This window comes from Anabaena sp. TISTR 8404 (assembly GCF_056847745.1).
Genome location: NZ_CP180578.1, coordinates 5,472,209 through 5,485,794 on the forward strand (window position 1 = coordinate 5,472,209; position 13,586 = coordinate 5,485,794).

10 protein-coding genes and 1 CRISPR repeat array are annotated in these 13,586 nt (G+C 38.4%); of the genes, 1 reads left to right on the plus strand and 9 read right to left on the minus strand.

The window, feature by feature from the left end:
- Positions 1–160: 160 nt before the first annotated feature.
- Positions 161–1,177: a ribose-phosphate pyrophosphokinase gene (locus ACMX3D_RS23740; protein WP_482748264.1), complete on the minus strand. Its 1,017-nt coding sequence runs from the start codon at positions 1,175–1,177 to the stop codon at positions 161–163.
- Between the two features lie 853 nt (positions 1,178–2,030).
- On the opposite strand from ACMX3D_RS23740, the gene ACMX3D_RS23745 reads away from it, so the two are divergent.
- Complete coding sequence (locus tag ACMX3D_RS23745; protein WP_482748265.1) at positions 2,031–3,740, plus strand: protein kinase domain-containing protein; 1,710 nt, start codon at positions 2,031–2,033, stop codon at positions 3,738–3,740.
- Positions 3,741–4,014: 274 nt separating this feature from the next.
- Here the strand turns inward: ACMX3D_RS23745 and ACMX3D_RS23750 are convergent, their stop codons facing one another.
- The 8 genes from ACMX3D_RS23750 to ACMX3D_RS23785 form a co-directional block, all read right to left on the minus strand.
- A complete protein-coding gene (locus tag ACMX3D_RS23750; RefSeq protein WP_482748266.1) occupies positions 4,015–5,646 on the minus strand; it encodes a hypothetical protein in 1,632 nt (543 codons plus the stop codon).
- 2 nt (positions 5,647–5,648) lie between these two features.
- Complete coding sequence (locus ACMX3D_RS23755) at positions 5,649–7,271, minus strand: hypothetical protein (RefSeq protein WP_482748267.1); 1,623 nt, start codon at positions 7,269–7,271, stop codon at positions 5,649–5,651.
- Positions 7,261–7,686: a hypothetical protein gene (locus ACMX3D_RS23760; RefSeq protein ID WP_482748268.1), complete on the minus strand. Its 426-nt coding sequence runs from the start codon at positions 7,684–7,686 to the stop codon at positions 7,261–7,263. The genes ACMX3D_RS23755 and ACMX3D_RS23760 overlap by 11 nt, the downstream gene beginning before the upstream one ends.
- A 4-nt stretch (positions 7,687–7,690) precedes the next feature.
- Positions 7,691–8,533, minus strand: a complete 843-nt coding sequence (locus ACMX3D_RS23765) for an RAMP superfamily CRISPR-associated protein (protein ID WP_482748269.1) — start codon at positions 8,531–8,533, stop codon at positions 7,691–7,693.
- A 1-nt stretch (position 8,534) separates the two neighbouring features.
- Positions 8,535–9,521: a CRISPR-associated protein gene (locus ACMX3D_RS23770; RefSeq protein ID WP_482748270.1), complete on the minus strand. Its 987-nt coding sequence runs from the start codon at positions 9,519–9,521 to the stop codon at positions 8,535–8,537.
- On the minus strand, positions 9,506–11,107 hold the full coding sequence (locus ACMX3D_RS23775) for a Cas10/Cmr2 second palm domain-containing protein (RefSeq protein WP_482748271.1): 1,602 nt from the start codon (positions 11,105–11,107) through the stop codon (positions 9,506–9,508). Before ACMX3D_RS23775 ends, ACMX3D_RS23770 begins: the two co-directional genes overlap by 16 nt.
- A 205-nt stretch (positions 11,108–11,312) precedes the next feature.
- Positions 11,313–11,447 carry a hypothetical protein gene (locus ACMX3D_RS23780; protein ID WP_482748272.1) on the minus strand — a complete coding sequence of 45 codons (135 nt, stop codon included), beginning with the start codon at positions 11,445–11,447 and terminating at the stop codon, positions 11,313–11,315.
- Between the two features lie 215 nt (positions 11,448–11,662).
- Positions 11,663–13,086: a CRISPR direct-repeat array (repeat unit 37 nt; unit sequence GTCACTTCTATTATTTAGAAGTGGAATTAATGGAAAC).
- A 134-nt stretch (positions 13,087–13,220) separates the two neighbouring features.
- Complete coding sequence (locus tag ACMX3D_RS23785) at positions 13,221–13,514, minus strand: hypothetical protein (protein WP_482752413.1); 294 nt, start codon at positions 13,512–13,514, stop codon at positions 13,221–13,223.
- Positions 13,515–13,586: the final 72 nt, after the last annotated feature.

The window sequence follows — 13,586 nt, forward strand, 5'->3', positions numbered from 1 at the left end:
CTTTTGTTTTCCCTGTGAACTCTGTGCCTCTATAGTTCTTTCTCAAGATGCTATAAAAATAAAATTTGAAGCACGAAGGAGAAAAACATCCTTACTTCATACTTCAAAATTTAATGTTTATTTACGTCAGACTGTAACCTGAATAACAGTCTTTTTTTGGCTAACGGAACATACTACTTACTGAAGTATCTTCGTGAATCCGCCAGATGGTTTCGCCTAAAAGGTTCGCCACTGAAAGCACTACTAATTGCGGAAAGCGTTTGTCTTCTGGTAGAGGTATCGTGTTTGTAACGATGACTTCCTCAAACAAGCCACTTGATAAGCGCTCAATTGCTGGGGGGGAGAAGACTGCATGAGTTGCACAGGCATATACCTGACGCGCTCCTTCTTCACGCAGCAACCTAGCACCTTCAGCGATGGTTCCGCCTGTGTCGATCATGTCGTCTACCAACACGGCTGTTTTGCCTTTGACATCGCCGATGACGTTCAAGACTTCCGCCACATTATGAGCTTGACGGCGTTTATCAATAATGGCAAGTGGAGCATCATTCAACTTTTTGGCAAATGCTCTCGCCCGTGCTACACCACCGACATCAGGAGAAACAACGACAATATCATGCAGTTGCTTGCTAGTCAGATAATCGAGTATCACTGGCGAACCGTAAACATGATCAAAGGGTATATCGAAGTAACCTTGAATCTGAGCGGCGTGCAAATCCATTGCCAGAACGCGATCAGCGCCTGCTTGAGTAATCAGATTGGCAACCAGTTTGGCTGTGATTGACTCTCGTCCTGCGGTTTTGCGATCGGCACGAGCATAACCATAATATGGAATTACTGCTGTTACCTGTCTAGCCGAAGCTCGACGACAGGCATCAATCATAATCAGTAATTCCATCAAGTGATCGTTAACTGGTTGACAAGATGGTTGGATTAAATAAACATCACAACCCCGAATAGATTCTTGGATTTGAACATAAAGTTCTCCATCCGCAAATCTTTTGCGAATCATTGGCCCCAAGTCCATCCCCAGGTAACGAGCGACTTCTTGAGACAGTTGTATGTTGGCAGAGCCAGAAAATAGCCGCAGGCGATTGTTTTCTGTTAGTCCTGTTGCAGCTGGCTGCACCTTTAAAGCGGCAGAACTGAGCACAGCAGATCCTCGAAGTGCATTCATGGCGAGATTATCATTTAGATATTTACCAGATTTAACCGGAATAGGCTAAATAAACATCTGTGAGCTTTATTTAAGCTTTCATAAAAACTTTAAACATTTCTCAATAGAGCTACCATCAGTCCATTTTTCAGTCTTTAGTGGTAAACAAACCATCGAATTCGTAGCTGACATATAGTGTGTAAATTAGCCCCGTAGTTGAGTTGTTCTCAACAACTCAAATTTCCTCTAGATTAGTCTGGTAGAGTAATGATCCTACCAACTGCATTGATTACTGAGCCAACTCTTTTCAGCTTAAGTGAAATAGAACTGGAACTCAGACAGTAGAAATACCCAAAATTAAATTCTTCTGGGGTAGAAGAATATTTTATGATACCAGCTACAAAATTATAAACTGACAAACTAAATTTTTGGATTATAAATTGGACAAAAATTTTCAAATCTGCAAAATTAGGTGGGAAACTAAAAATTCTGGATTGTGGTTCAGGGGAATCAGCCGGAGGGAGCAGAAAAAAGACTTCATGATTTTTCCTTTGCTATCTACGCAAGCTTTCCTGTGGTTTCGGTGGTCAGTCTGAAATCTGAACACGATTATTGCTTTTATTAGGGTAGAATATCGCCGCAGGTAATTGTCGTGTAACTTACGCATGAAAATGCAAAATCAAAGGTTTGAATGATAGGTTCACAAGTATATGAGTATGACGGTAAAGCAATTTAGGGGTGGAAGATGCCAAATCATCAAACCCTTACACTTTATCTTAAACAAGTACTGTTGAGTCAATTCTTTGTATTTCGCCCTCAAGACTCAGCTTTATGAGGACTGTGTTTTCAGTTATTATTAAATTTGAATTTATTTATGCAACCCCCAATTACAATTGGTACTGTCTTACAAAACCGTTACCGGATAATTCAAATCCTTGGACAGGGAGGATTTGGCAGAACTTATTTAGCAGAAGATCAGCGCCGCTTTAACGAACTTTGTGCGATTAAAGAATTAATTCCAGTTACAGCAGGGGCTGGTGCTTGGGAAAAAGCACAAGAACTTTTTCAGCGAGAGGCTACTATTTTATATCAAATTGAACATCCCCAAGTGCCGAAATTTCGCGAAAGATTCGAGCAAGACCACCGCTTATTTTTAGTGGAAGATTATGTTGCAGGTAAGACTTATCAAGCTTTATTGACTGAGAAACAATCTGTAGGTCAAACTTTCAGTGAACCAGACGTATTACAGTTATTGCGATCGCTATTACCTGTATTAGAACACATTCACAGTCGCGGCATTATTCACCGTGATATTTCTCCAGATAATATTATTTTACGAGATAGCGATCGCCTGCCAGTATTAATTGATTTTGGCGTAGTAAAAGAACTTGCAACGCGCTTGCAAACGACCGATAGTAATCTCAATTTTACCAGTGTGGGTAAATTAGGCTATTCTCCCAGCGAACAAATGCAAACAGGAAGAGCCTACCCTAGCAGTGATTTATATGCTCTAGCGGTGACAGCAATAGTGTTACTAACAGGTAAAGAACCCTCTGAGTTGTTTGATGAAACTCAGCTTACCTGGAATTGGCAAAGGTGGGTGAGGGTAAGTCCGCAATTTGCTCAGGTAATTAATCGGATGTTACACCCTTTACCGAGCGATCGCTATCAAAGTGCGGCTGAGGTTATCCAAGCATTACAATTTGTCGAACAACCTGCAATAGCAACACCTCCAGAAGTGTCAAATTTTCAAACAATTGCAGTTGGTCGTCGCCCTGATGCAATTCCACCACACCCATCTAACCGACCTGAACCCGTAATTCCCTCCAGCCCCAGCCGTTCTAACTCAGTGCTAGATAATCCCTTGGCGCTGGGCGCAATTGGTAGTGCGGTAGTTATCTTAGCGGGTGTGGGTTCTTGGGCGTTGGTGAGTTCTATTCGCAGTCAGTCTAATACACAGCCCGATACTACAACACCACCCGCGCCTCAGACTTTCCCGTCACCAGTGATTTCGGGGGGTACGACATTTGGGACACCCATCAACACTGAACCGACTATCACAAGTAAGCGCCTGAGATTGGGAGCATCTAACACAGCTACAGTCGAAAATTCCCTCAAAGCAGGTCAAATTATGGAATATACCTTTTTTGGCCAAGCTGGAGCAAAGTTTACTACGCTGCTAGAACCAGAAACCGGTATTGCACTGACTGTTTTAGATCCTAATCGCCAAATAATTGACAGTAGCGCTCAACAAGTAAGCTCTTATACTGGAACATTACCCACTAATGGTAGATATACGATTCAGTTAACACTTGCACCTGGAGTTACTGAAAGTGATTATAATCTCAGGGTGGCATTAGAAAACCCACTCCCACCCTCCCCTACACAAACTCCCACACCAACTTTTACACCAACACCAACATTTCCGCCAGCATTTACACCAACACCAACACCAACATTTCCACCAGCATTTACACCAACACCAACACTAACGGATATACCTACACCGCCTGCTGACAATAACAATAATCCACCTGTAGATAATACAGTTCAGCCAACGCCTGATTTGCAAAATACTCCTTAGCTCAGAGTGACATCACGATTTTGCACAAAAGGTTGAACCCATCCCACTCAGACAATTATGTTAATTCAGATGTGGGATGACTCAGTTATTGTGAACTAAGGAAGTGAGCGATCGCTACTAAACACTTACACTGTGCAGAACCATGTTAGTTTGAAAGCAGTAAACTTATCTCTGAGCTATCAGAAGGCTGAATCATAGTTCAAGTAGCAGGTATTTGATGATTAAAGCTGCTCAATTGCTATGGTTCTTTTATTTACTGCAAATATTATCGACGTTAAATCAGAGAATCTGCTATTTCGTTCAGTTTACTTTCTAACTTATTGTTAGTTCCTACTTCCTTCCACAGACCAAAAAATTTTAATGCTTTCAAAAATGGCGTTTTTACATTTTGATAATAAGCTTCGTAAACTGTGTTAGTTGTTTTATTATCCGTGTCTGATTGGTTGATAGTAGCTGAAAACCTTTTAATAGCATCCTTATTATATCCCAAAAGATAATCATAAACTTCTTCCTTTTCCACGCCTAGCAAGTTATGCAATAACTGGTTACGTAGGTCATCTTCATGTTTTCTCTCATATTCACATGACCATTCCAAAAGTCCCCATGTTTTAATTTTAAAATCTTGCCTCAGTTCACATAGCCACTGAAATTGTCTGCTATTATTTAATTTAAAACGTCTACCTCTTTGATTTTGGTAATCGTTCCAGTAGGAAAAATCAAAATCACGGTGTTCAGGTTTAGGAAATTTCAATTTACTTAAAAGCTCTAATGGATTTTGCAGATTTAGTGACTTTTGAATTTCATTTTGAGACTTGATAAATAAACCATTCTTCTCCCAAGCTACAATACTTGATAATGGGATAAGCAAGTCATTAATTTTTTTAGTTTGCGAAATAATAGCAACTTTCAAAAAAGTCTCTTGCGTAGCATTGAGAATAGCTACCCCCTGAATATAGTTTTCTTGTTTAAAAAATATTTCTATTAAATCAAGAGCAGTAACAATTCTATCAACAGTTGATTTAACTTCAAACTCTTGACCTTTTACTAAAGAGTTATTAATATTAAACAAATCAACTATCTGATTAATTTGTTTAATTGTTTGTTCGGGAACTAAGTCGGTTAATATTTCTTTAGCAGCCGCAGGTAAGCCTTTTTTTAGTAACTGTTGTGCCTTTTGTATTTGCAGACTTCGCTGATAACGAGAACTTTCTAGCGCATCATAATTAGATGTTAGTTGAAAGTTTTCATCAATATATTCATTACTGACTAAAAACTTAACATCTGGGAACTTACCTAAAGTTACAAACTGTACAGCAGATGATGTTGCTGGTGTTCCAGCCTGATGACTGACATAAACTTTCTTATCTGAATCAATTTGTAATTCACTAAATTTATCTTCTACAAGTGACAAAGTTGCATCCCAATGATCAATTCCTTTACCTAACTCATGGGGAACTAAATATTCAAATTCTGGTTGACAAGTAAATTTTGTCTTCTGAAAATACCATTGAAACAGAGGTTTAAGTGTGCAAGTATCTTTCCAATAGGGAGAGTTTTGATGAAGTCTTTGTTCTTCATTGATAAATATCTGAGATTGGTCTGTCAGCAGAATAATTATTCTTTCTATATCGATATTTTCGTTTGTAAAGTATTCAAGATATGTATTAAGTAGGGGAAAATTTAAATCTTTGTTGTAGTATTCTTCTGGTTGATTTTCATAAACTAAGCCTAAAATTCTAGCAGGTACTGTATATCCAGCTTCTTGATCGTCAGGGTTGATTCTAGACGCAGAACGAAAATCCGAACATTCTAGGCGATCGCTTACTTCATCATACAATCTTCCCCAGGTGCGATCGTGCTTTAGAATAACATCACTATTACCAGTTGTAATAATCCAAATGCTCATATTTAATTTCCCCAGAGTTTGGTAAATTCACTGTTTTGTAAAAAATTCAAAAAATTCTGTGTTCGCTCATCGGTTCTATCTGGAAAAATAGTTAGCAGTTCTATATAGTCTTTATCTCTACTACGGTGTATTTCTCCGTCTTTGGGTTTCATATAACGGGGGTACATCCGATGCCAAATTCTGCCAATTCTCCCCATTTTTCCGGTGAGAGGTGAACCTTTAATTGAGTGGTTTCCTTGATAGTTATCGTGAAACCAAATTACCGCCTGACTATCATCTTCATCTTGGGCGATGCGTCCCCAAACTTGCACTTTTTGAGGATGAAACGATTCCCGCCAAGAATTAGGTTGAGGACTTGGTTTTTTACCTTTGAGAACCAGCCAATTATTGATAGTTTTTTGCACACCATCAATGATATTAGTTACGCTGTTAATTTTATTGACTGGGAAATAATAGCTATTTGATGATTTAAGAAATTCCCAATGGCAACCTATCATCGGTTTATTGCCATTTTCTAGATATTCAGGGAAAAATATTCTATGATCAACACGTCGCCATGATTTACCAAAACCACCTAGAAGTAGTGCAAACTTAAGAATTTGTCTGGCTAAGTTCTTCAATTCGTTTTTATATTCATCTGTGAAATCTTGCATACAAAGAATATTTAAAACGCCTGCTTCTAACTCATAAACAGGCATGATGACATTTCTGTTATATCGAAATTCATCTAATGTTAAATCGATCGGATTAAATGCAATACCTAATTGACCAACTACTGCACCATTAGCACCAGCAAATCCTCCCCAAAGTTCTTTGGTTAATTCTTCGGCGGTGTTTTCATCAGTAATACCACTAAATAGCCGCAGTGTATGACCCCGTAAGGCGGCTTTAAACATATTGGGACGAAATTCGCCACTTTTATCAATTAATTGCGAGGCTAGTCCTTTTCCTTTTAACTTAACAGAAAATAATTTAGTTTCTGGGTGACTAATAGGTTGACCATAACCAGCACTAACTCTGGAACCGATACCTTTTTCTATAGCTTTATCCCAAATCTTCCAGATAGTTTCCCATTCGCTTGGTTCTAGTTCAATAATGCTAGAAATACCAAAGACTAACGTAGGTTGATAGAGGGATATTTGCAGAAAAGCAGCATGAGAAGCACTATTTTTTATTTGCCAATTTTCTTGAGGGTGAACTACATCAATTAATTGTTGTTCACACCAACTATCATCTTGAGGATACGCACCATGAAAACGAAGTATTCCTGCGTGGGTTTCATTGTTAGAAATTTGACTACCGCAATATCTTTGTCTCTGCTGGGGAGTACAAGCACGTAAAAAAGCACCTTTCATGCTTGCACCAGGATAATAGGGAAACCCATTAGCACCGATAACTGGGCGAATTATATCTTCATCTTGTCCACTATTAGTGATAAAACGCCAAGTAATTTTATACTCTTTGGTTTTGACATGACTATTAAATTTTGGCGATTGTGTTGCAGCAGCTTCTACCCATTCATCAACCCATCTTTCTGATTGTTTTGGTTCTTGGATATATTGAATTTGTCCTCGTCCAGTTACTGGTGCTTGAAACATTAAAGGAACTTCATTACTATTCGTCATCAATATCTCCTGCTTTTTTATAACGCTGAGTCCACCAAACTAAGCTGTCACAAAATTGTGTCAGCACAGCTAAACATATTCTTTGGTCGTCAATTGGAAATTCCCATAATTTGGCTGCAAAATTTTGGATTTCTTGGGTATTATTGCCACTGACATCTTCTTTAGGCAGTTTAATGCCTGCATCATTCATAATTCTGATAAAAACTTTCCAAGTATCTCGCCAATATTCACCTTTGGCTTTTTCTTTCAGATCATTTTTACCTAATAGTCTTAATTGTTCTCCCCAAAATCGCTCTAAACCATAAGCTACAGTAGTTCGCATTTTGTGAGATTGACCAATGACTCCTTTTTTATCTCGATGTTTGAGAACTAATTTTTGTGCTTCTTGGTCTAAGTTGTAAGATTTCCAAGTCATATATTTAAATTCCGTTTAAAGTTAATTCGCAATGACCTAAGCCGATAGATTCTAAGCCACCAAGATAAATATCTGCACTGTGACTGCCTTTAAAAGGTTGCCATGTTTTAGTAGGTTGATTATTTTTAATCGCAATCGGAAATACTAATATTGTTCCTTCTGGTAAAGCTTCGGTATTAAAGAAACCACCACCATCTACTACTTTTTGGTCTAGTTTTAAACGCACACGACTTTGGCGATATAAGGCCATATCATGAATCATGCCAATATCACTATCGTCTACTATTACTGCTGGTTGCTCTTTTTTTGATGGGAACCAAGCAGACAAGTCTGTGGTTTTTTTGATAGTTAAAAATCCCAAGTTGAAGAATATAGTTTTTGTCCCACCTGGTAATTGTTTTGCCCTAACATTAGTTGAACCTGTATATGGTTCAGGAATATCTATATCTTTGAGGAATTTATCTTTGATTTTAACTACATCTCCAGCAATTCTTTTGTAACGTTGCAGTAAACGAGGGCTACTCACCCAAACTATTGGTTGACCAGGGCAAAAAACAGGAATCCAAAGAATAGAAGCATACTCAAATTTAACAATGGACTCGTTATTTGTATCTGATTGTTCTGAACTAGCTTCATTACCATACCAATATTTTGCTTCTTCCTCGCCATTGGCCATTAGGCGCATTTCTGCACGCATACGACCACGAATGGAACTACCAGGAATGATGCCTGTTTGCGTAAATTGGTCACGGAATATTAAGTTTAAATTACCGCTTTCTTCTCCCGCAGTTGCACCTACATGAAGTGGTGCTAAAGCTTCAATAATGCCATAAGCTTTTTGATACATTTTATGCAACTCCTTTAATTTCTACTGGTAAACACAAACCACAACCAACTTTTTTCAAGCTGTAACCTTCTTTAGGAAACCATGCTTCATCCCATTCCCACCAAGGTTTGTTTATCGGTTCTTTGAGAACATAAACACTCCCGGCCGGAACAGCGTAACGTCCTCTCCCTAATGTGCCTTGGGAACGATAACGATAAGGAACTGGTTTATCTGTTAAAATTTGGATGGTTTCGGGGAAATTTTCGTGTTGAGGATAGCGATGAGATATGCGATTAGAACCCCAAACTCCTGGTGTAATTAAGGCGAAAGTTTGACCAATGGTTTGATTTAAAATATCTAATGTTTTTTGGTTAATTTTGTCACAAGATATTTCTACAATGTGATTTTCACCACCAAAGCGATACCAACCGTTCTCTATGGGATAGGTTGATAAATAAACTAAACATATATCTTCGGGAATTTGCACAGAATTTTCTAGAAATAGTCCGTCGCTTGTTTCTACACAACGTTCTGATTGTTTAATTTTAGGGTGCAGAAAAGAAACAAACTTCCAAGGATTATTAGCAATTGATTTATTACTGGCTTTGAGTGCTTTTGGTGAGTCTTTCCAAGATGTAATAGTTTGCCAGCGATAATCGGGTTCTGGTTGTTCTATATTTTTTTCTAACTGCCATTCCCCATTTTCTATTTTCCATTCTCCTATGCCTTTTTTGGCAATTATTTTATGCCAAGGAATGGGGACGTAAAAGTTCTGTTTATTATCAGATGTAGCCCAGAATGGGCCTGTAACATAGAGGTTGTCTCTTAATTCTGTTTGAGCAAAGTTTTTAGTTGTTTTGTTAATACTAAATATTAAACCTGATAGTGTAGAAGCTTCGGGCGGAAATTTAGCACCAGACCGTCCTACTAAATTTTCTGGTGAAAGAAATGCGCCAGCACTTCCATACATAAATCCTAAAGGATTAATACTAATTAGGTATTTGAACATAAATGCCAGCCTACTTTAATTAAATCAGTAATCCAATCTATTGTGCTTCTTGCTCTGCCTATTTCATCCTCGCTGTCGCTGAATCCTACTAGATGCTGAACTAATTTATTGTCTTTATCATCTAGTATTTTCTTGCCTTCTCCTGGAAAGTAAATCTCAAAAAATTCAATAGCTGATTTTTGGACTATATAGGCTTCGTTTTTATTTTCAATCTTAAATGTCCGTCGAGCTTCTAAATGTGCTAAATCTTGATAAACATGACTCCAGTTTGTTTGACCTTCTCTATCTTGGTATTTAGTTAATATCTCTAGATAATCCCAAGGACAAGTCCACTGCACATATTGACCACTGTTAAAGACGATTCTGATGGTGACTCGCCCTCGTCCTGATGATTTGGCTAGTTTTTCGGCTTCTCGGCAATGTTGTAAAATATCTCTTTGAGGAACGCTAGAACCTGCCCAAACAAAGCCGACACTTAAACCGATTTTTTGATCATGCTTTTCCCAAATTTTAGGCAATGTTATTAACCAGGAATATGCTTGGTTGGCTGTGATTGGTTCTTGGTCTTTTTCTCGATAAAGTACGCCTAAAAAATCGTCGCCACCTGCATATACTACTCTGCCAATTTCTTGGGGAAAGTCGCGGTTAAAGTCTTTTCCCCAGTTACGCATGGCTTGACTAAACTTTTTAAGTTCTTCATCACTATTGTCTAAGTCTGCTAGTTTTTTGAGGTGTTTACCAACTTCATCGCCGTCACCCATAAACCAACCTGTCCAGCGTCCTTTTCCCTCTTCGTTTTTGGCTTCGGGGCCGCGATATATTTCAGTGAAACTTTCTAGTTTAGACATCCCTAAGTTGTGGGCAATTTCGGGGAGGGTGACTAAACGTTTAACTAATTCGGGTATACTTAATTTTTCGTTAGTGGCAAAAAATTTACCTTCTGGTTCTGCATCTTGGGGAAGATTTTCTAATACACAGGCGAGGCGTTTATAAAAAGTTTGAATATCATTTTTTTCTATAGTCCACTGGCGATTTTTAGGGTTTCTTGCTTCTGCACCTAAGCCGGGAAAGGCTATGCCATCTGTACCTGTTAAACTAGAACTTTCTCCTATCCAATTTAAGGCTGTCCACCCACGGGAAAGTTTGTGGGTTTCTAAGTCTTCCATTGCTGCTGGAATACTATCGTCTTCTCCCCAAAAGATTTCCCAGGTGTGGTTTCCCCAGTTTGTCCATTCTCTTTCCCAGTGGTAGGTATAGTCTGGTAATTTGGTTTCTATCCAACACCGACATTCTTGCAATATTTTTTTCCATGTAGATAATATTGTTTGTTCAACTTGTTGCTTGGAAAATTCTCCTTTGAGAAGTATGCGGTTTGGCATTCCTTTTTGAAGGTTGGGAAGTGCTGGAGATATTACTGTTGTGGTTTTTTCGGCTTCTTTTACTAGTTGCTGGCTGAGATAGGAGAGAATGAGAGATGCACCATACAAGTCTCGAAGTTTACGGGATTTTTCGATGAATCCCTGTACAGGTGCAAAGGTGATAGCAGTATATTTTATCACTGGTACGGTATTGCCTTTTGCAGTCATGTTTTAAATTACTGTCTAAATTTGATTTTTTATTCAGTAGTTATACTTTGTAACAATTGGAATTTTGCTGATTGTCGAGGTAGGCGACGGAGAACAATCTGTGTGTTTGCTTGGTTAGGTGGTGTGACTTTTCTATCTTCTTGGAAAAATCAAAAATGTAAATGCCTGTTCATGCGAATGACGAATTTAAAAGTTATTATTTGTTTTAGCGATCGCTCACTGAACATACTGGTTCATCAGGGGAACAGCGATCGCCACCTCTACACATACGCAACCCGCCTATGCGGCTTGAAGATGTTTCACTTGCGCGGATGGGTGGGTGTTTGAGATTTTGATGCAATTTTTGTGGTTCAAAAGCTTATGGCATCTAGCTTTGAGTATGATGAGACCAAAATGAAGATTCGCGCAATTCTTCAAAGCTTTGTCTGTTATCCTTTTGAGGCGATTTGCAAAAGTAATATCTTGACTAGGCAATGGCTGAAATGCTACTTTCTTTCTACATCCGCGCTAAGTGGCTTTGAAACCTTTGCAATATCAAGGTTTTAGAAGGCAGCAGTCACTTCTATTATTTAGAAGTGGAATTAATGGAAATTGCGCCAAGTTCTAGATGTCAGCATTACTTGCCTGTCACTTCTATTATTTAGAAGTGGAATTAATGGAAATGGCGCTAGGGCTTTTGATGCCTTGGCAACTAAATAGTCACTTCTATTATTTAGAAGTGGAATTAATGGAAATCCTGTCTCGGCTATATAATCAGCCATGAGTGATGGGTCACTTCTATTATTTAGAAGTGGAATTAATGGAAACGTAAAGAACTTCGGCATCAGGCAACGGTGGTAGGTCACTTCTATTATTTAGAAGTGGAATTAATGGAAACAGACTCTAAATCACGGATAACTTGGAAGTCATTAGGTCACTTCTATTATTTAGAAGTGGAATTAATGGAAACATGGAACGTGAATTTTGTGTTGATTGGGATATTTGTCACTTCTATTATTTAGAAGTGGAATTAATGGAAACGGAAATCGGGCGGGATGAAGTTGGAAAAAGCTTGAGGTCACTTCTATTATTTAGAAGTGGAATTAATGGAAACGTCCGTATTTTTGGCAACTGGGCAACTCCAGATGGCAGTGAAGTCACTTCTATTATTTAGAAGTGGAATTAATGGAAACTGAAGTTGCTTGCGTTAAGTGCGTCTACAAAGTAAGTAGAGTCACTTCTATTATTTAGAAGTGGAATTAATGGAAACCGACATACTGCCAGGGATTAAAGTTAACGGCTTGGTCACTTCTATTATTTAGAAGTGGAATTAATGGAAACAAATCACCTATGCCTGTTTTCAGACCTAGGTTTCCTTTCCAGTCACTTCTATTATTTAGAAGTGGAATTAATGGAAACGACGAATAGTTGACAGATGTTGGGATAAGCTTGAAGTCACTTCTATTATTTAGAAGTGGAATTAATGGAAACGCGTCGATTGCAGCGCAAGCTATCAAGGCAAGCCGTCACTTCTATTATTTAGAAGTGGAATTAATGGAAACAACCACCCTTCATGGTTGCGTTCAATGGCACTGTAGTCACTTCTATTATTTAGAAGTGGAATTAATGGAAACAATGGCTTTAAGTGGCTAAAGATTGATAGAGCATTAAAGTCACTTCTATTATTTAGAAGTGGAATTAATGGAAACTTAATAACGGCAGTCAACGCACTTATCAATCAAGTCACTTCTATTATTTAGAAGTGGAATTAATGGAAACACTTCTACCAGACGCGGAGAAGAAGCCAGGATGTGTCACTTCTATTATTTAGAAGTGGAATTAATGGAAACATAAGTGGCAAACTTAGAAGCCTTAAATAGTTCAGGTCACTTCTATTATTTAGAAGTGGAATTAATGGAAACTATTGCGATCGCCCAGTTTGTACCCTCTTTTCTATTGGGTAGTCACTTCTATTATTTAGAAGTGGAATTAATGGAAACTTGCCGTCCTCGACATTTACGCTACGCACACGCGCGTTGACTTTATCGATCGCCTAAAATCAGAACATAAACAAAGAACCCCGACTTTTTAGAAAAGTCGGGGTTCTGATTTTTAAATCGGAATTAATGGAAACTTACATCAAAATCTGACGAATTAAAATACTCATTACTTCGTCTGGGTTGGCGGTTGGTAATAGTGGACTCCAGTCGCCTGTGCTGGCGTAGCCAATAATTTGTAGATAGTGAATTGTACTGCTAACAGCTTTGGGTGAACCAATTAATAGATGTTTAATCGGTTCTCTTTTGGGTGATGAATTTGCAGCAGGTTGATTTACGGTTGTATTTAAGGTTTCGCCACCTATGTATTGTTGTAATTTTGATTGAGCGAAATTTTGATATGGTGCAAATTTTTTGACTTGTGCCATGATTGTAATTGTCTCCCATTGTGGGGGTTTAGTGAAAGGCGATCGCAAGCTCTTGGCGGAGGGCGATCGCCTTTC

Excerpts from the sequence above, each read along its gene's own strand:
- ACMX3D_RS23740 (WP_482748264.1), bottom strand. The coding sequence starts at position 1,177 with ATGAATGCACTTCGAGGATCTGCTGTGCTCAGTTCTGCCGCTTTAAAG.
- ACMX3D_RS23745 (WP_482748265.1), top strand. The coding sequence starts at position 2,031 with ATGCAACCCCCAATTACAATTGGTACTGTCTTACAAAACCGTTACCGG.
- ACMX3D_RS23750 (WP_482748266.1), bottom strand. The coding sequence starts at position 5,646 with ATGAGCATTTGGATTATTACAACTGGTAATAGTGATGTTATTCTAAAG.
- ACMX3D_RS23755 (WP_482748267.1), bottom strand. The coding sequence starts at position 7,271 with ATGACGAATAGTAATGAAGTTCCTTTAATGTTTCAAGCACCAGTAACT.
- ACMX3D_RS23760 (WP_482748268.1), bottom strand. The coding sequence starts at position 7,686 with ATGACTTGGAAATCTTACAACTTAGACCAAGAAGCACAAAAATTAGTT.
- ACMX3D_RS23765 (WP_482748269.1), bottom strand. The coding sequence starts at position 8,533 with ATGTATCAAAAAGCTTATGGCATTATTGAAGCTTTAGCACCACTTCAT.
- ACMX3D_RS23770 (WP_482748270.1), bottom strand. The coding sequence starts at position 9,521 with ATGTTCAAATACCTAATTAGTATTAATCCTTTAGGATTTATGTATGGA.
- ACMX3D_RS23775 (WP_482748271.1), bottom strand. The coding sequence starts at position 11,107 with ATGACTGCAAAAGGCAATACCGTACCAGTGATAAAATATACTGCTATC.